At 72.4% G+C, this 15,996-nt stretch carries 16 protein-coding genes; 8 read left to right on the top strand and 8 right to left on the bottom strand.

What is annotated here, in order from left to right:
* Window positions 1–88: 88 nt before the first annotated feature.
* The 6 genes from ACODT5_RS39560 to ACODT5_RS39535 all read left to right on the top strand — a co-directional run bounded on the left by ACODT5_RS39560 (window position 89) and on the right by ACODT5_RS39535 (window position 6,634).
* The gene (locus tag ACODT5_RS39560; protein WP_422523829.1) at window positions 89–1,174 is read left to right on the top strand and encodes an alpha/beta hydrolase; all 1,086 of its coding nucleotides are present in this window, start codon (window positions 89–91) and stop codon (window positions 1,172–1,174) included.
* Window positions 1,167–2,471, top strand: a complete 1,305-nt coding sequence (locus tag ACODT5_RS39555; protein WP_422525168.1) for an acyltransferase family protein — start codon at window positions 1,167–1,169, stop codon at window positions 2,469–2,471. Before ACODT5_RS39560 ends, ACODT5_RS39555 begins: the two co-directional genes overlap by 8 nt.
* Window positions 2,464–3,882 (top strand): sensor histidine kinase, encoded by a 1,419-nt coding sequence (locus tag ACODT5_RS39550; protein WP_422523828.1) that lies wholly within the window; start codon window positions 2,464–2,466, stop codon window positions 3,880–3,882. The genes ACODT5_RS39555 and ACODT5_RS39550 overlap by 8 nt, the downstream gene beginning before the upstream one ends.
* 6 nt (window positions 3,883–3,888) lie before the next feature.
* A complete protein-coding gene (locus ACODT5_RS39545; RefSeq protein ID WP_422523827.1) occupies window positions 3,889–4,563 on the top strand; it encodes a response regulator in 675 nt (224 codons plus the stop codon).
* Window positions 4,564–4,652: 89 nt separating this feature from the next.
* The gene (locus tag ACODT5_RS39540; RefSeq protein WP_422523826.1) at window positions 4,653–5,978 is read left to right on the top strand and encodes a sensor histidine kinase; all 1,326 of its coding nucleotides are present in this window, start codon (window positions 4,653–4,655) and stop codon (window positions 5,976–5,978) included.
* Window positions 5,975–6,634, top strand: coding sequence for a response regulator (locus ACODT5_RS39535; RefSeq protein ID WP_422523825.1), 660 nt, complete (start codon window positions 5,975–5,977; stop codon window positions 6,632–6,634). Before ACODT5_RS39540 ends, ACODT5_RS39535 begins: the two co-directional genes overlap by 4 nt.
* Before the next feature lie 53 nt (window positions 6,635–6,687).
* On the opposite strand, the gene ACODT5_RS39530 is transcribed toward ACODT5_RS39535, so the two are convergent.
* A complete protein-coding gene (locus tag ACODT5_RS39530; RefSeq protein WP_422523824.1) occupies window positions 6,688–6,894 on the bottom strand; it encodes a hypothetical protein in 207 nt (68 codons plus the stop codon).
* A gap of 126 nt (window positions 6,895–7,020) precedes the next feature.
* On the opposite strand from ACODT5_RS39530, the gene ACODT5_RS39525 reads away from it, so the two are divergent.
* Window positions 7,021–7,719 (top strand): alpha/beta hydrolase, encoded by a 699-nt coding sequence (locus tag ACODT5_RS39525; protein ID WP_422523823.1) that lies wholly within the window; start codon window positions 7,021–7,023, stop codon window positions 7,717–7,719.
* Here the strand turns inward: ACODT5_RS39525 and ACODT5_RS39520 are convergent.
* Window positions 7,694–8,275, bottom strand: a complete 582-nt coding sequence (locus ACODT5_RS39520; RefSeq protein ID WP_422523822.1) for a hypothetical protein — start codon at window positions 8,273–8,275, stop codon at window positions 7,694–7,696. The genes ACODT5_RS39525 and ACODT5_RS39520 overlap by 26 nt on opposite strands.
* A gap of 41 nt (window positions 8,276–8,316) precedes the next feature.
* On the bottom strand, window positions 8,317–9,300 hold the full coding sequence (locus tag ACODT5_RS39515; protein WP_422523821.1) for a serine/threonine-protein kinase: 984 nt from the start codon (window positions 9,298–9,300) through the stop codon (window positions 8,317–8,319).
* A gap of 184 nt (window positions 9,301–9,484) precedes the next feature.
* Here ACODT5_RS39515 and ACODT5_RS39510 point away from each other — a divergent pair, with 184 nt between their 5' ends.
* Window positions 9,485–10,768: an adenylosuccinate synthase gene (locus tag ACODT5_RS39510; RefSeq protein ID WP_327305424.1), complete on the top strand. Its 1,284-nt coding sequence runs from the start codon at window positions 9,485–9,487 to the stop codon at window positions 10,766–10,768.
* Window positions 10,769–10,840: 72 nt separating this feature from the next.
* Here the strand turns inward: ACODT5_RS39510 and ACODT5_RS39505 are convergent, their stop codons facing one another.
* From ACODT5_RS39505 to fbaA, 5 genes are all read right to left on the bottom strand, one after another.
* On the bottom strand, window positions 10,841–11,737 hold the full coding sequence (locus ACODT5_RS39505; RefSeq protein ID WP_422523820.1) for an alpha/beta hydrolase family protein: 897 nt from the start codon (window positions 11,735–11,737) through the stop codon (window positions 10,841–10,843).
* Window positions 11,738–11,907: 170 nt separating this feature from the next.
* Window positions 11,908–13,131 (bottom strand): kynureninase, encoded by a 1,224-nt coding sequence (kynU, locus tag ACODT5_RS39500; RefSeq protein WP_422523819.1) that lies wholly within the window; start codon window positions 13,129–13,131, stop codon window positions 11,908–11,910.
* Entirely contained in the window at window positions 13,124–13,972 is an 849-nt protein-coding gene (locus tag ACODT5_RS39495; RefSeq protein WP_422523818.1) for a tryptophan 2,3-dioxygenase family protein, read from the bottom strand. Before ACODT5_RS39495 ends, kynU begins: the two co-directional genes overlap by 8 nt.
* A gap of 243 nt (window positions 13,973–14,215) precedes the next feature.
* The gene (locus ACODT5_RS39490; RefSeq protein ID WP_385367284.1) at window positions 14,216–14,629 is read right to left on the bottom strand and encodes a DUF3151 domain-containing protein; all 414 of its coding nucleotides are present in this window, start codon (window positions 14,627–14,629) and stop codon (window positions 14,216–14,218) included.
* 138 nt (window positions 14,630–14,767) lie between these two features.
* On the bottom strand, window positions 14,768–15,790 hold the full coding sequence (gene fbaA, locus ACODT5_RS39485) for a class II fructose-bisphosphate aldolase (RefSeq protein ID WP_112446238.1): 1,023 nt from the start codon (window positions 15,788–15,790) through the stop codon (window positions 14,768–14,770).
* Window positions 15,791–15,996 lie beyond the last annotated feature (206 nt).

The following is a 15,996-nucleotide window of genomic DNA, read 5'->3' as shown; positions in this document are numbered from 1 at the left end:
ACCAGGGCTCCCGATTCCTAAGTTCGTGACCAGAGAACAACGCACCAACGCACCAACACCCCTCTGGCACGAGCGAAGGAACGGACTCATGAGCCGCCGACCGCGACCCACCGCACGTCCCGACGGCCGCGGCAGCGGCCGTCTGCGCCGCACGCTGCTGGCCGGGCTCGTGGCCGCGGCCGTGGTGTTCCCCGTGTCCGCCGCCGCTTCCCCTGACGTCCCCGCGCCGGCCCCTGCGGTCCTCGGCGAAGGCGCCGCCCTCCCCGACCGGTACGCCGCCCACCTCGCCAACCTCGCCGAGGCGGCCCGTACGGCCGAGGGTGCCGGCCGCCACGGCCGCGCGGCGAAACTCCGGGCCATGGAGGCGGGCGGCGATGCGCGGTTCCTCGTCTTCGACGGGCGCGGCAAGGGCCGCGCGATAGAGGTGTTCGGCGATCTGGAGACCGCCGACCGGGTCGCCGTCCTGGTTCCCGGGTCGGACACGACGCTGGACACCTACCAGAGGTTCCGCGACGGGGCCGTCGCCCTTCAGCAGCGCCTGCGCGCCGAGCACCCCCGCTCCGCCGTGGCCGCCTGGCTCGGGTACGACACCCCCGGCACGGTCAGCCCGGCCGTCCTGACCACCGGCCGCGCCGACGAGGCCGCCGCCGAACTCGGCCCTTTCCTGCCCCGGTTGGCCCGGCTGGCCGCCCCGGGGGCCCACCTCTCGCTCCTGTGCCACTCCTACGGATCCGTCGTCTGCGCCCGTACGGTGACGGGTCCCGAGGTCACCGACATCGCACTGTTCGGCAGTCCGGGCACGGGGGCCGGTTCCGCCGCGGACCTGCCGACCCGGGCCCGGGTCTGGGCCGGCCGGGGCGGCGACGACTGGATCTCCGGTGTCCCGCACGTGCGCGTCGGCGGGATCGGCTTCGCCGCCGATCCCGTGGACCCGGCCTTCGGCGCCCTGCCCTTCGCGGCCGGCTCCGGCGGCCACAGCGACTACCTCAAGCCGGGCACCGAGTCCCTGAACGGCCTGGCCGGGATCGTGCTCGGCTCCTCCCCGGCGGCCCGGCCCGTCCCGGGCTCCGCTCCCGACGCCTCCGCCTCGTCCCTCACCGCCTTCACCGCCCCCACCGCCCTCCTCGCCCCGTCCGCCCCCACTGCTCCGGAGGTCTCCCGTGCGCGTGCGTGAACCGCAGACCCGCTGGTCCGTTCTCGCGGACCGCATCGACGCCGGAACCCCCGCCCACCGGGACCGGGCCGTGGACGCGCTCCGGGCCTTCGCCATCCTCGGCGTGGTGCTGGGCCACTGGCTGGTCACCGCACTGACCAGTGCCGACGGCGGCCTCAGCACCACCAGCCCGCTGGCCCACATGAGCGGACTGGCCCCGGTCTCCTGGGTGTTCCAGACCCTGGCCGTCTTCTTCCTGGTCGGCGGCCACGTCGCGGCCCAGGGGTACGAGTCGGCGCGCGACCGCGGAATCCCGTACGGGCAGTGGGTCCGCCGGCGTCTCGGCAGGCTGCTCCGGCCGGTCGCCGCCGTCCTGGTCCTCTGGAGCGTCGCCGCCGGCGGCATGCTGCTCGGCGGCGTCGGGACGGACACCGTCCGGACGCTGCTGAGGCTCGTCCTGTCCCCCCTGTGGTTCCTCCTCGTCTTCGCCGCGCTCACCGCCGCGACCCCGCTCGTCGCCCGGCTGAGCCCGCTGTGGCCGCTGGCCGTGGTGGCCTCCGTCGATGTCTGGCGCTTCGGATTCGGCGGGCCCGAGTGGATCGGCTGGGTCAATGTGGCCGCCGGCTGGCTCGTGCCCTACACCCTGGGCGCCGCCTGGTCCCGGGGTGCCTTCGCCCGGCGCACCCCGGCCGCCCTCCTGCTGGGCGGCGGGATCGCCGCCACGGCCGCACTGATCCTCTGGGGCGGGTACCCCGCTTCGATGGTCGGCGTCCCCGGAGCCGCGATCTCGAATCTGAACCCGCCGACCCTGGCCGCCGTGGCGTTCGGCCTGGCCCAGTGCGGGCTGGCGCTGCTGCTGCGGGAGCCGCTGGCCCGGGCGATGAGCCGGCCCCGGGCCTGGGCGAAGGTGGCGCTGGTGAACCTGTCCGCCATGACGATCTTCCTGTGGCACCAGACCGCGATGATGGCCGTCACCGCCCTGGGACTGCTGGTCTCCACCGATCTGCCCGGCCTGCACACCGTGCCCGCTTCCGCGGAGTGGATAGCCGTCCGGCTGCTCTGGTTGCCCGTGTTCGCGGCCGCGCTGGTGGTCTGCTGGGCCGCCTTCCACACCTACGAGCAGGTCGGCGACCGCCCCGGTCGCCGGAGCCGGCGCGGCTCCTCCGGGACGCCGGCCGTCCCCTCGCTGATCGTCGCCTCGTCCGCCGCCCTGACCCGGGGGACCGCCTCCCCCGAAGCCCGCACCGACTCAACTCCGGCCGGTGAAAGCACAGTCACCGGGCCGGTGGCTCCCGCCAAGGAGACCCTCCATGCCTAGGCTGGACCACGTGAACGAGCAGAGCGAGCCCCCGACCCCTGGCACGGGCACGGGTCCGGCCCAGAACGCGGCCGTGGCCGCGACCGCGGGCGGCGGAGAGCCGGGGGCCTCCCCCGTCAAGGCATCCGCCGTGTTGGGGAGCGTGGCACGGGGGCTCCTGGACCTGAGGGCCGATCCCCTCCCGAGGATGTCGAAACCGCGCTGGCTGGCCTGGCTCCCGCACGTGGTGCTCCTCTATCTGGCGTTGGCCTTCTTCTCCGTCACCACGGAGCAGCTCAGCAACCACTACGAGGTCCACGGCTCCATCAGGCCGCTGCTGGCGGCCATGGTCGGCGGGTCCATCGTCATCGCGATGCGCTGGCCCATGGCCGGGTACTGGCTCGGCCTGACCGCGGCCGGACTGATCGCCGGGCAGATCCACGGGCACGTCGGGCAGGGCCAGAGCTGGCCGTGGATGCCCGCCGGGCTGTTCGCCTTCGCCCCGGTGCTGCTGCTGGTGGCCCTGCGGGTGCCGCCCCGGGTGACCGCCGGCGCGGTCACCGTCGTCGTCGCCTGCACCGGGATCGCCGAGGGCCTCTTCAGGCCCGAGCACAGCGGCACCGGCACCCCCGGGGCGATCCTCCTGTTCGCCTTCACCGGCCTCCTCGGCTACGCCCTGCGCGCGACCCGGCTGGCCCGCACGCAGCTCGTGCAGCAGGAGACCCTCACCGAAGAGGAGCGCGCCCGGCGCACCCTGCTGGAGGAGCGCAGCCGGATCGCCCGCGAGCTGCACGACGTCGTCGCGCACCACATGTCGGTGATCTCCATCCAGGCCCAGGTGGCCCCCTATCTCGTGGAGAACCCGTCGGAGGAGCTCAAGGAGAACCTGGCCGGGATCCGGGCGAATGCCGTGGAGGCCCTGACGGAACTGCGCCGCGTCCTGGGGGTGCTGCGTTCCGAGCACCCCGACGAGGCCGCCGGTCCGCACCACCCGCAGCCCACCCTGGCCGAGTTGGACGGCCTCGTGGACAACGTGCGGGCCGCCGGGCTCGATGTCACCACCGAGATCGCGGGGATCCGCCGCCCATTGTCCCCCGGGGTGGAGCTCACCGCGTACCGGATCGTGCAGGAGGCGCTGAGCAACTGCCTGCGCCACGCACCCGGCTCCCGCGTGGAGGTCGGCGTCGCCTACGGGCCCCGCGATGTGCACCTGTGCGTCGCGAACACCGCTCCCACCCGGCCGGCCCCGCCCACCATGGGAGGGGGGCACGGGCTGCTGGGGATGCGGGAGCGAGCGGGCATGCTGGGGGGCGAGCTGGCCGCCGGCCCCCGCCCCGACGGAGGGTACGAGGTGAGCGCCGTGCTGCCGATGGATCCCGTGTCCCCGGGCGGCGGGCCCTTCCCCGCCCCGGAGACGACGAAGAAGGACTGAGGACTCATGACCGCTGCCCCGATCAAGGTGATGATCGCCGACGACCAGATGATGGTCCGCCAGGGCTTCACCGTGCTCCTCGACGCCCAGCCCGACATCGAGGTCGTCGGCCAGGCCGTCGACGGCGCCGAGGCCGTGGCCAAGGTCGCCGAACTGTCGCCGGACGTGGTCCTGATGGACATCCGGATGCCCGGGATGGGCGGCATCGAGGCCACCTCCCTCATCACCGCTGCCCCGGGCTCCGCGGTGAAGGTGCTGGTGCTGACCACCTTCGACCTCGACGAGTACGTGTACGAGGCGCTGCGCGCGGGCGCCTCAGGGTTCCTCCTCAAGGACGCCTCCGCGGATCAACTGGCGGAGGCGGTCCGCGTGATCGCGGCCGGGGAGGCGCTGCTCGCGCCGAACATCACCAAGCGGCTGATCACCGAGTTCTCCCGGCTGGGGGCTCCGAGGGCGCCTTCGAAGGCGCGGATCGACGAGCTGACGGAGCGGGAGACGGAGGTCCTGTCGCTGGTCGCCCAGGGCATGTCCAACGCGGAGATCGCCGAGCACCTGATCCTGGCCGAGCAGACGGTCAAGACGCACGTGGGCCGGATCCTGGTGAAGCTGGGCCTGCGGGACCGCACGCAGGCGGCGGTGTTCGCGTACGAGACGGGCCTGATCCGTCCGACGGGCTACTGAAACGGCCCCGGTAGTACTTGAGGGGGACCCCGGGAAATCCCCTTCAGCGGCGACGCGGACCAGGCCAGGGCCCACCTACCGTGGGGAGCATGACCGAGACGACCCCCGGGGCGACCCCCCGGGCACCCGAGATCCGGCTGGCTTCGGGCTTCATCCAGAGCCTGCGCCAGGCTCTGATCACCGACGCCTTCGCCTACCGACCCCTGCCCCCGATGCGCACGGACGGGCCGATCACCCGGCGGCTCCCGAAGCGGATACGCGTGGAGGCCGCACACCTGCCGCACGCTGCCGTCTGCGTGATCGCGTTCTTCGTGGTGGTCTTCGCCTCGATCACCACCGGACTGCCCCAGGCCGGTGCCCTGGTGATGGGGCTGCTCGCGGCCACCCCGATCGCGATGACCCTGGTGCGGCCGCTGGGGGCGTTCTGGGTCGCCGTGGCGGTCACCATGGTCTTCTCGGTCGTCAGCGGCTCCGATCCCAACTGGCCCTGGATCCCCGCCACCTTCTTCTCCTACCTCGCGACGGTGACGCTGGTGGCGATGCGGACCACTCCGCGGACGGCCGGCTGGATGTGGGTGGTCACGCTGGCCATCGGCATCGGGACGTCCATCGTGCTCGGCCACGGCCAGACCATCAACGTCGGCCCGATGGCCTTCGCCTCGGCGCTCGCCCTGCTGGCGGTGAGCATCCGCAACATCCGCAAGCAGGCGGAGCAGGAGGTCACCGCGCAGCAGGAGGTCACCGCCGTCGAGCGGGACCGGCGCACCCTGCTGGAGGAGCGGACCACGATCGCGCGGGAGCTCCACGACGTGGTCGCCCACCACATGTCGGTGGTGGCCATCCAGGCGGAGGCAGCTCCCTACCGGGTGAAGAATCCGCCGCCGGAGCTGGAGGCCGCGTTCGTCACCATCCGGGAGAACGCGGTGGCGGCCCTGACCGAGCTGCGCCGGGTGCTGGGTGTCGTCCGCTCCGCGGACTACGAGGCGCCGGACGCCCCGCAGCCGACGCTGGCCTCGCTGGACGGGCTGCTGGCCAATGTGCGGGAGGCCGGGCTGAGCGTGGACAAGACCGTGACGGGCGCCGTGCGCGAACTGCCTCCGGGCGTGGAGCTCTCGGCCTACCGGATCATCCAGGAGGCCCTGAGCAACACCCTGCGGCACGCACCGGGCGCAGCCGCCGGGGTCGAGATCTCGTACGTGCTGGGCGGGCTGGGCCTGCGCATCGTCAACGAGGCCGGCACCGGAGATGTGAGGCCCTCCCCGGGGGCCGGGCAGGGGGTCACCGGGATGCGCGAGCGGGTGGCCATGCTGGAAGGGGAGATGACCGCCGGGGAGCGGGCGTCCGGAGGGTTCGAGGTGGCGGTGTTCATACCCGTCGCCACCAGCCGACCGGAGCCGGCGAAGGATCCGGCATGACGATCAGAGTGCTCATCGTCGACGACCAGATGATGGTCCGTGAGGGCTTCTCCGTCCTGCTGAACGCGATGGACGGCATCGAAGTGGCCGGGGAGGCGGTGAACGGGCGGGAGGCCATTGCCCAAGTGGCGGCGCTGAAGCCGGATGTGGTGCTGATGGACATCCGGATGCCGGAGATGAACGGCCTGGAGGCGACGCGGGAGATCGTGGCCGCCGACACGGACGCGAAGGTGCTGGTCCTGACGACCTTCGACCTCGACGAGTACGTGTACCAGGCGCTGCGGGCCGGAGCCTCCGGGTTCCTCCTCAAGGACGCCTCGGCCCGTCAACTGGCAGACGGGGTGCGGGTGGTGGCCGCCGGGGAGGCCCTCTTGGCCCCTTCCGTGACCAAGCGGCTGATCACGGAGTTCTCGAAGTTGTCGGAGACCCGGCCGCAGGTGGGTTCCGCGGGGGTCACGGAGCTGACGGAGCGGGAGACCGAGGTACTGGTGCTGATCGCCCAGGGGCTATCCAACGCGGAGATAGCGGATCGCCTGATCATCGCCGAGTCCACCATCAAGACGCACGTGAGCCGGATCCTGGTGAAGCTGGGCCTGCGGGACCGCACGCAGGCGGCGGTGTTCGCGTACGAGACCCGGCTGGTGACCCCCGCTTAGGCCACTCCGAAAAGTTGTCCACAGCTGTGGACAACTTTTCGGACAAGAGTGGATCAAGGGTCCAGCCGAGGGTCGGCGCGGCCCCGGCCACTCCCCGGCCAGCCGGCGGCGTTCGCCTGCACGGGTTCCGCGCGCTTCCCCAACTCCTCGGCGCCCAGGCGCAGTACAGACGACACGATGAAGAGGGCGGCCGGCCTCGGCTCCGACTCCACGGCGGGCCCCGGATCGCCGAGACGGCGGCGTTCTTCGAGTTCACGCAAGCGGAACTCCTGGGCCTGATGGACCGCAGTGCCGCCATGGCGGCTGATGGGCCATCCGCCTAACGTGGACCGGGGGGCCTCCAACCCGACACGGGACACGGAAACCGGACTCAGGAGCAGAACCTCATGGCCGACAGCCCCGTCCGCACCCCCGCCATCGTCCTCGTCCACGGCTTCTGGGGCGGCGCCGCCCACTGGGCCGAGGTCATCGGCGAGCTCCACCGCCGCGGATACACCGACCTGCACGCCGTCGAGAACCCGCTGACCTCCCTGGCCGACGACGCCGAGCGGACCCGCAAGATGGTCCGGCAGATCGACGGGCCGGTGCTCCTCGTGGGCCACTCGTACGGCGGAGCAGTCATCACCGAAGCCGGGGACCTGCCCAACGTCACCGGCCTGGTCTACGTCGCCGCCTTCGCGCCCGACGCGGGCGAGAGCCCCGGCGGGATCAGCCAGGAGAAGCCGCCGGCGGCGTTCGAGAACATCGCCCCCGACTCCGACGGCTATCTCTGGATCAAGCAGGACAAGTTCCACGAGAGCTTCGCCCAGGACCTCACCCCCGAAGAAGCCCTGGTCATGGCCGTGACCCAGAAGGCTCCCCTCGCCTCCACCTTCGGCGACGCCGTCACCGCGCCCGCCTGGCGCGCGAAGCCGTCCTGGTACCAGGTCTCCACCGCCGACCGCATGATCCACCCCGACAACGAGCGCCGCATGGCCGCCCGCATGAACCCCCGCAAGACCGTCGAGCTCGACGCGAGCCACGCGTCCCTCGCCTCCCGGCCCGGGCCGGTCTGCGACCTCATCGAGGCGGCTGCCTCCGCCTGAGTGCGCCCCGCCGCCACAGCCTCCGGGCCCGGCCCAGTTGCCGGGCGCCCGGCGCCCACACCACCGCTCCGGGCCCCGGGGCACCGGCCAGCCACACGAACCGCTCCGGCGGCGGGCCGCAGGCGTCCGCCTTGGGCGCCGGCGCCCAAGGCCCCAGGGACCCCAGGGGCCCCAGAGCCAGTACCCGGCCCGCTCCGGCGCCGCCCAGGGCGAGCAGCGGTGGCAGGCCTCGCCCGCGCACCACCTCGACGTCGTACCGGGTCCAGAGCAGCCCCGGGGCGCGCAGGAGGCCCCGCACGCGCCGGACCACGTACAGCTCCCGGAGTCCGACGAGCACCGGCAGGCACAGCAGCCCCAGCAACACCACGCGCAAGGGCGCGGGGCGGGTGACGAGTGCCCCGATCACCGCGGGCCAGCAGAGCGCGGGCAGCACGCAGAGCAGCAGGGCATCCCGCCGCCAGTCGCCGAGCGCATCCCGAACGGCCGCCTCCCCGGGCGGCCCGACGCCGCCCGGGCCGTCCGCCGGACCCGGCACGGGCACAGGTGCCTCACCCACGTCCACGCTCCCGGCCATGGCCCCGCCCTCCCCGCCCCTCGTCAGCGCTGCAGCGGCAGTGTCAGCCCCCACGCCCCGGGGTGCAAGGTCCACGTACGGCGGCGGACCGGACCGGTGATTCCGACGTCCGACCGGTAGCGGAAATCCTCCCCGGACACCGTCACGGCCGACGCCCGCGCCCGCACCACCCGACCGGAACCAGAACCGGGAGCAGAGCCGGAGTCCGAGCCTGGATCCGAGCCGGGCCCACGACCAGCACCGAGACCGGAGCCAAGGCCGGAACCGGAGCCGAAGCCGGACGTCGTCACCGCCCCCATCCGGACCAGCACGTCCGCCAGCCCGTCGCCCTCCCGGGCCGACACGGTGACGCCCTCCACCAGCCGGTCCACGTCCGCCAGGACCACCCCGTCGGCCTCCACCCGCAGCCGGTGGCCCCCGCCGGATCCGGTGACGGAGGTAACCCCCGCCGGCGGGCGGACGAACGTACGGACCAGCGAGCGGTACGCGTTCCACACCGACGGCCCGGCCGGCCGCGGCACGCCCCCGGACCCCGCCCGGGACCCGGCCTGGGCCCCCACGGGCGGCGGCGGGATGCCGATCCCGCCCAGCACGACCCCGTCGCTGTCGTCGACCAGCAGGTCCCGCATGCCGACGGCCCCGTCCAGGACCGCCCGCGCGGCCGACACGGCCGACAGCGGCACGCCGAGCTGCAGCGCCAGTACCAGCGACCCCGCCGGCCCCACCGGAATCAGCGAAACGGCCCCGGCGGACAGCGCCCGCTCACGGTGCAGCAGCCCGACGGCCCGTACGAGCGCGCGGTCGTCGCCCACGATCACCGGCTGCCGATGACCCCGGCGGGCGAGGGCCCGCGCAAACTCCTCCTGTGAGTCCGGGAGACAAATTTTTGCCGCCGCCCCCGCTGACAACACATCTTTCGCGATTCGCACGGACTCGCCGTCAAGACGGCGGGCGACCGGGTCGACGAGCACGAGCAGGCCGCCTACCGGCGCGCCCGCATGGCTCATGGTGGGCTCTGGAGCCGACACCTCGGTCCTTCCTCGGGTAGCATCTTTGTGCAAGAGGCCCTTGCGCTATTGCGCCAGGGCCTTCGTCTATTCCGGGGTACCGGTCCGACGGCTCAGCCTGCGGTGTACATCGTCGTACGCCCCCTGACCTTGGACATGCCCCATCCGGAAGAGGTGTACGCCTGTGCCCGCTCTTGTGCTGCTCGGAGCTCAGTGGGGTGACGAGGGCAAGGGAAAGGCCACCGACCTGCTCGGTGGATCCGTTGACTATGTAGTGCGTTACCAGGGCGGCAACAACGCCGGCCACACGGTCGTCGTGGGCGACCAGAAGTACGCACTGCACCTTCTCCCTTCCGGCATCCTCTCCCCCGGATGCACCCCGGTCATCGGCAACGGTGTCGTCATCGACCCGGCCGTCCTGCTCTCCGAGCTGCGCGGCCTGAACGAGCGCGGCATCGACACCTCGAAGCTGCTGGTCAGCGGCAACGCGCACGTGATCACGCCGTACAACGTCACCCTCGACAAGGTCGGCGAGCGCTTCCTCGGCAAGCGCAAGATCGGTACGACCGGCCGCGGCATCGGACCGACCTACGCGGACAAGATCAACCGCGTCGGCATCCGGATCCAGGACCTCTACGACGAGTCGATCCTCACCCAGAAGGTCGAAGCGGCGCTCGAGGGCAAGAACCAGCTCCTCACGAAGCTGTACAACCGCCGCGCGATCGAGTCGGCGCAGATCGTCGAAGAGCTGCTCGGCTACGCGGAGCAGATCAAGCAGTACGTCGCCGACACCACCCTGATCATCAACAAGGCGCTCGACCAGGACAAGGTCGTGCTCTTCGAGGGCGGCCAGGGCACCCTGCTCGACGTCGACCACGGCACGTACCCCTTCGTCACCTCCTCGAACCCGACCGCCGGTGGCGCCTGCACCGGTGCGGGCGTCGGACCGACGAAGATCAGCCGCGTCATCGGCATCCTGAAGGCGTACACGACCCGCGTCGGCGCCGGCCCGTTCCCGACCGAGCTGTTCGACGCGGACGGCGAGGCCCTGCGCCGCATCGGTGGCGAGCGCGGTGTGACCACCGGCCGTGACCGCCGCTGCGGCTGGTTCGACGCTCCGATCGCGCGCTACGCGACCCGCGTCAACGGCCTGACGGACTTCTTCCTCACCAAGCTGGACGTGCTGACCGGCTGGGAAGAGATCCCGGTCTGCGTCGCGTACGAGATCGACGGCAAGCGCGTCGAGGAGCTCCCGTACTCGCAGACGGACTTCCACCACGCGAAGCCGATCTACGAAAACTTCCCCGGCTGGTCCGAGGACATCACCAAGGCCAAGACCTTCGCGGACCTCCCGAAGAACGCCCAGGCGTACGTCAAGGCCCTCGAGGAGATGTCGGGCGCCCCGATCTCCGCGATCGGCGTCGGCCCCGGCCGCACCGAGACGATCGAGATCAACTCGTTCCTGTAGGCCGTACGGCGGTACCTGCACCAACCCGAAGGGGCGGCCCGACACGGCCGCCCCTTCGGCGTACCCGGGCAGCTACCAGGCCAGCTGCGAGATCTCCTCCGCCACCACCGCGCACGCGTCCGCCGCCGGGTCGATGAGCGGGAAGTGGCCGACCCCGTCCAGCAGGGTCAGCCCCACCATCTCCCCCGCCAGCGCGGCCGCCGCCACGTAGGCCTCCGCCACCGCCTCCGGGACCACGATGTCGCTCCGCCCCTGGACCACCGCCGTGGCGATGCCCGTCGGGAGCAGCGCCGCCGGGTCGGCGTACGGGCGGCGTTCCGCGAAGGCGGACGCCCCGCCCAGGAGCTGCGCCGACGCTCCGCCGCACACCCCGAGCTCCTCCGCCACGGTGAAGTCCGCGATCGGGGCCAGCGCCACCACGCCGCGCAGCAGCGGCGGCGAAGGCAGCCTCCAGCCGGCCGGGGCGTCGTACGCGAGCACGTGACGGGCAGCGGCCCACAGCGCGAGGTGGCCTCCGGCCGAGTGGCCGGTCAGCACCGTGCGGCGCGGGTCCGCCTCCGGCAGGCTGCCGGCGGCCAGCCCGGGCAGGGCGCCGAGGGCGGCGGCCACGTCGTCGAAGGTCTCGGGCCAGCGGCCCGCCACGGGGCCCTCGGCGTCCTGGTGGGGGAGAGAGCTTCCCCGCCGGTACTCGACATTGGCGACGGCGAAACCCCGGCGGGCCAGGAAGTCCACGAAGGGGGTGATGTGCTGCCGGTCGTACGGGCCGCGCCAGGCCCCGCCGTGCAGGACGACGACCAGCGGCGCGGAACGCGCGATGCCCGGCTGCGCCGACTCCCCGCGCGGGGCGTAGAAGTCGACGATCTGGTCGGGGTGTTCACCGTAGGCGGCCGTCGCGTCGGGAGCTACGGGCGGATGGGAGAAGGCCGAGGCGGCCTCGGCGGCGTCCCGTTCGACTGCGGGGTCCGTCATCGGCTCAACCTCCGGTAACGCATGGGACAAGGGGGACTGATGTTCCGGTGATCCGGCAGAGCGGGACCGTATCAGGCCTGAACGGCCCCCTCCGTGGCGGGCCGAGCAGATACCGGCGCGGGCGGGGCCGTAGCCCCGCCCGCGCGGTGATGTGACGTTTCGCTACCGGTTCACCCGAAAATGTGACCCAGTGTGCGGGCCGCACGCTCCGCGTCGGCGAAGCCGACGTACAGCGGGGTGAATCCGAAGCGCAGGACATCGGGGGCGCGGAAGTCCCCGATCACCCCCCGCGAGATGAGCTCGCGCATGACCGCGTCCGCGTTCTCCGTGCGCAGCGACACCTGACTGGCGCGCTGTTCGTGCCCGGTCGGGGTGACCAGCTCGACCTTGCCCGCCGGGACGTACGCCGCCACGCAGTCGAGGAAGAAGTCGGTCAGCGCGAGGGACTTCGCGCGGACGTCCTCGACCGCGACCCCGTCCCACGCGTCGAGGGCGGCCTCCAGCGCGAGCATCGACAGGATGTCCGGGGTGCCGACGCGTGCCCGCACCACGCCCTGCGCCGCTTCGTAGGAGGGGGTCATCGCGAACGGGTCCGCGTGGCCGTTCCAGCCCGGCAGCGGGGAGTCGAAGGCGGACTGGTGGCGGGCGGCGACGTACAGGTACGCGGGAGCGCCGGGGCCTCCGTTGAGGTACTTGTACGTACAGCCGACCGCGAGGTCCACCCCGTGCGCGTCGAGGCCGACGGGCAGCGCCCCGGCGGTGTGGCACAGGTCCCAGACGACGAGCGCCCCGGCGGCGTGCGCGGCCGCGGTGAGGCCGGGGAGGTCGTGCAGGCGGCCGGTGCGGTAGTCGGCGTGGTTGAGGAGGACCACGGCGGTGTCCGGACCCATCGCCGCCCCGGCGGCGGCCGGGTCGACCGGGACGACGCGCAGGCCCGTCATCCGGGCCGCCGACTCGGCGATGTAGCCGTCGGTGGGGAAGGTGGCTGCGTCCACGAGCAGCTCGGTCCGGCCGGGCGCGGCCAGCCGGGCCGCGGCGACCAGGGCCTTGAAGAGGTTGACGCTGGTGGAGTCGCCGACGACCACCTGGCCGGCGGCGGCGCCGACCAGCGGGGCTATCCGGTCGCCGATCCGCTCCGGGGCGTTCCACCAGTTGGCTTCGCCCTCGGTCCAGGAACGGATCAGGCGGGCGCCCCACTGCTCCGTGACGACCTCGGCGAGCCGGGCGGCCACCCCTGCGGGGAGCGCGCCGAGGCTGTTGCCGTCGAGGTAGACCACGCCCTCGGGGAGGGAGAAGCGGTCGCGGAGCTTGCCGAGGGGGTCGGCCGCGTCCAGTGCTTCGGCGCGGGCCGCCAGGTCGACGCTCGGGGTCGTGCCGGTGGTCTGCTCAGACATGACTGCGCGCCGTCCAGAGTTCCGGGAAGACGTTCTTCTGGGCGCGCTTCTCCAGCCAGGTCACGCCGGCCGAGCCGCCCGTGCCCGTCTTCGCGCCCATCGCGCGCCGGGTGGCGACCAGGTGGTCGTTGCGCCAGCGCCAGACCAGCTCGGCGACGTCGGTGAGGACCTCGCCGAGGCGGTGCAGGTCGGGGTGGGCGTCCGGGGCCGCGTACAGGGCCGTCCAGACGGCTTCGACCTCGGGCGAGGGCTCGTAGCGCTGGGAGAGGTCGCGGTCGAGGACCGACGCCGGGACCGCGAGGCCGCGGCGGGCGAGGAGGCTCAGCACCTCGTCGTAGAGGCTGGGCTCCTGGAGGGCCTTCTCCAGCTCCGCGTGGACGCGCGGGGCGCCGCGGTGCGGGACCAGCATGGAGGCGGCCTTGTCGCCGAGCAGGAACTCCATCCGGCGGTACATCGCCGACTGGAAGCCGGAGCCCTCGCCGAGGGCGGCGCGGTACGCGTTGAACTGGCCCGGCGTCAGCTGGGCGAGGGGGCGCCAGGAGGAATTGAGGGCCTCCAGCTCGCGGAGGGATCGTTTCAGCGCGTCCATCGCGACGGGGAGCTCGTCCTCGCGGAGCGCCTGCGCGGCGGTCTCCCACTCGTGGACGATGACCGTGAACCACAGCTCCATGACCTGGGTGGTGACCAGGAAGACCATCTCGCCCGGGTCGTCCGAGCGCAGGTGCTGGAGGTGGGTGAGGACGTCCGCCTGGACGTAGTCCTCGTAGGGGGTCGTGCCGGCGAAGTCGAGGTTCGGGGTGTCCGAACCGCCGTCTCCGGAGGCATCAAGGGCGTGCGACATCGCTGTCTCCTCGATACGTGCTTCCGGGTAGCGGTCCGCTCCTTCCGGTGAGGTGAGTGGAGCTCCGGTCCCCTGTCCGCATCATAAGACCGTCGTGCCGCAGGGCTTCAATAGTCAGTGGCGCACGTCACGTCCCGCGACCGGGCGGGCCCCGTGCGGGAACCCGCCCGTGCCGGGCGCCGAAGGCGCCGGTCTCAGGCCTCGGACATCAGGCCCCAGACCGCAGAGCTCGGACCGCGGAGCTCAGACCGCGAGGACGTCCGCGGCCGTCTCGGAGGAGTCGCGCAGGAAGGTCGAGCAGCGCTCGTACTCCTCCTTCTCGTCGATCGCACCGGCCGCGCGGGCCAGCGCGTTCAGGGCGCGCAGGAAGCCGCGGTTCGGCTCGTGCTCCCACGGCACCGGGCCGTGGCCCTTCCAGCCGGCGCGGCGCAGCGCGTCCAGACCGCGGTGGTAGCCCGTACGGGCGTACGCGTACGACTCGACCGTGCGGCCGGCCGCGAAGGCCTCGTCGGCGAGGAGGGCCCAGGCGAGGGAGGAGGTCGGGTGCGCGGCGGCCACCTCGACGGCGGGGGTGCCCGCGGTGATGGCCGCGATGCCCGGCTCGTCGGGGAGGTGGGTGGGGGCGGGGCCCCCGAGAAGGTTCTGGTGAAGAGACATGACCCCAGTCTGGGGGATGGGGGATGCGGACACGCGGGAAGGGCCCGGCCCCGCCGTCCGCAGACGGTGGAGCCGGGCCCTTCCGAAAAGCCGCTGCCGCGCGAGCCGCTGCGTGAGCTGCCGCACGAGCCGGTGTGACTACTTGAGCTTGGTGCCCGTGGAGCGCAGGTTCGCGCAGGCCTCGGTGACGCGCGCGGCCATGCCGGCCTCGGCGGCCTTGCCCCACGTGCGGGGGTCGTACTTCGACTTGGTGCCGACCTCGCCGTCGACCTTCAGGACCGCGTCGTAGTTGCGGAACATGTGGTCCACGACCGGGCGGGTGAAGGCGTACTGGGTGTCGGTGTCGAGGTTCATCTTCACGACGCCGTTCTCCAGCGCGGTGGCGATCTCCTCGGCCGTGGAGCCCGAGCCGCCGTGGAAGACGAAGTCGAACGGGGAGGACTTGCCGTACTTCTCGCCGACGCCGGCCTGGAGGTCCTTGAGGAGCTCGGGGCGCAGGACGACGTTGCCCGGCTTGTAGACGCCGTGCACGTTGCCGAAGGAGGCGGCCAGCAGGTAGCGGCCCTTCTCGCCCAGGCCCAGGGCCTCGGCGGTGCGCAGCGCGTCGTCGACGGTGGTGTACAGCTCGTCGTTGATCTCGTGGCTGACGCCGTCTTCCTCGCCACCGGTCGGGGTGATCTCGACCTCGAGGATGATCTTCGCGGCGGCGGCCTTGGCGAGCAGCTCCTGGCCGATGGCCAGGTTGTCGGCCAGGGTCTCGGCGGAACCGTCCCACATGTGCGACTGGAAGAGCGGGTTGAGGCCGCGGGCCACGCGCTCCGCGGAGATCTCGATCAGCGGGCGGACGTAGGTGTCCAGCTTGTCCTTGGGGCAGTGGTCCGTGTGCAGCGCGACGGTGATGTCGTACTTGGCGGCCACGATGTGCGCGAACTCGGCCAGGGCGGCGGCGCCGGTGACCATGTCCTTGTTGTACTGGCCACCCAGGAACTCCGCACCACCGGTGGAGATCTGGATGATGCCGTCGCTCTCGGCCTCCGCGAAGCCGCGCAGTGCAGCGTGCAGGGTCTGGGTCGAGGTCACGTTGATCGCCGGGTAGGCAAACTTGCCTGCCTTCGCCCGGTCGAGCATCTCGTTGTAGACCTCGGGGGTTGCGATGGGCATCTGTCCGCTCCTTGGATGTGCGGGGAGTGTGCTTATTGCGGGCCCTGACCTGGGGGCGACGTTGCCGTCGTCCCCATCTTTCCAGACTCGGGGGCACACTCCACCTCCGCGACGGCGCCGTGTGGGCCGATCCGAGCGGAGTGTTTCACGTGAAACACTCCGCCCGACTGAAAAGCCGCAGGTCAGGGCCTACTTACGGACTTTCG

Source organism: Streptomyces tatrensis, assembly GCF_049310065.1.
In the GTDB taxonomy this organism is placed as follows: Bacteria; Actinomycetota; Actinomycetes; order Streptomycetales; family Streptomycetaceae; genus Streptomyces.
Note: the sequence above shows the minus strand (reverse complement) of the source record. Positions and strands in the feature narration are given on the sequence as shown.

What these genes read in the sequence shown, in the direction of transcription:
- ACODT5_RS39560 (WP_422523829.1), top strand. Translation starts at nt 89, where the DNA reads ATGAGCCGCCGACCGCGACCCACCGCACGTCCCGACGGCCGCGGCAGC.
- ACODT5_RS39550 (WP_422523828.1), top strand. Translation starts at nt 2,464, where the DNA reads ATGCCTAGGCTGGACCACGTGAACGAGCAGAGCGAGCCCCCGACCCCT.
- ACODT5_RS39545 (WP_422523827.1), top strand. Translation starts at nt 3,889, where the DNA reads ATGACCGCTGCCCCGATCAAGGTGATGATCGCCGACGACCAGATGATG.
- ACODT5_RS39540 (WP_422523826.1), top strand. Translation starts at nt 4,653, where the DNA reads ATGACCGAGACGACCCCCGGGGCGACCCCCCGGGCACCCGAGATCCGG.
- ACODT5_RS39535 (WP_422523825.1), top strand. Translation starts at nt 5,975, where the DNA reads ATGACGATCAGAGTGCTCATCGTCGACGACCAGATGATGGTCCGTGAG.
- ACODT5_RS39525 (WP_422523823.1), top strand. Translation starts at nt 7,021, where the DNA reads ATGGCCGACAGCCCCGTCCGCACCCCCGCCATCGTCCTCGTCCACGGC.
- ACODT5_RS39515 (WP_422523821.1), bottom strand. Translation starts at nt 9,300, where the DNA reads ATGAGCCATGCGGGCGCGCCGGTAGGCGGCCTGCTCGTGCTCGTCGAC.
- ACODT5_RS39505 (WP_422523820.1), bottom strand. Translation starts at nt 11,737, where the DNA reads ATGACGGACCCCGCAGTCGAACGGGACGCCGCCGAGGCCGCCTCGGCC.
- kynU (WP_422523819.1), bottom strand. Translation starts at nt 13,131, where the DNA reads ATGTCTGAGCAGACCACCGGCACGACCCCGAGCGTCGACCTGGCGGCC.
- ACODT5_RS39495 (WP_422523818.1), bottom strand. Translation starts at nt 13,972, where the DNA reads ATGTCGCACGCCCTTGATGCCTCCGGAGACGGCGGTTCGGACACCCCG.
- ACODT5_RS39490 (WP_385367284.1), bottom strand. Translation starts at nt 14,629, where the DNA reads ATGTCTCTTCACCAGAACCTTCTCGGGGGCCCCGCCCCCACCCACCTC.
- fbaA (WP_112446238.1), bottom strand. Translation starts at nt 15,790, where the DNA reads ATGCCCATCGCAACCCCCGAGGTCTACAACGAGATGCTCGACCGGGCG.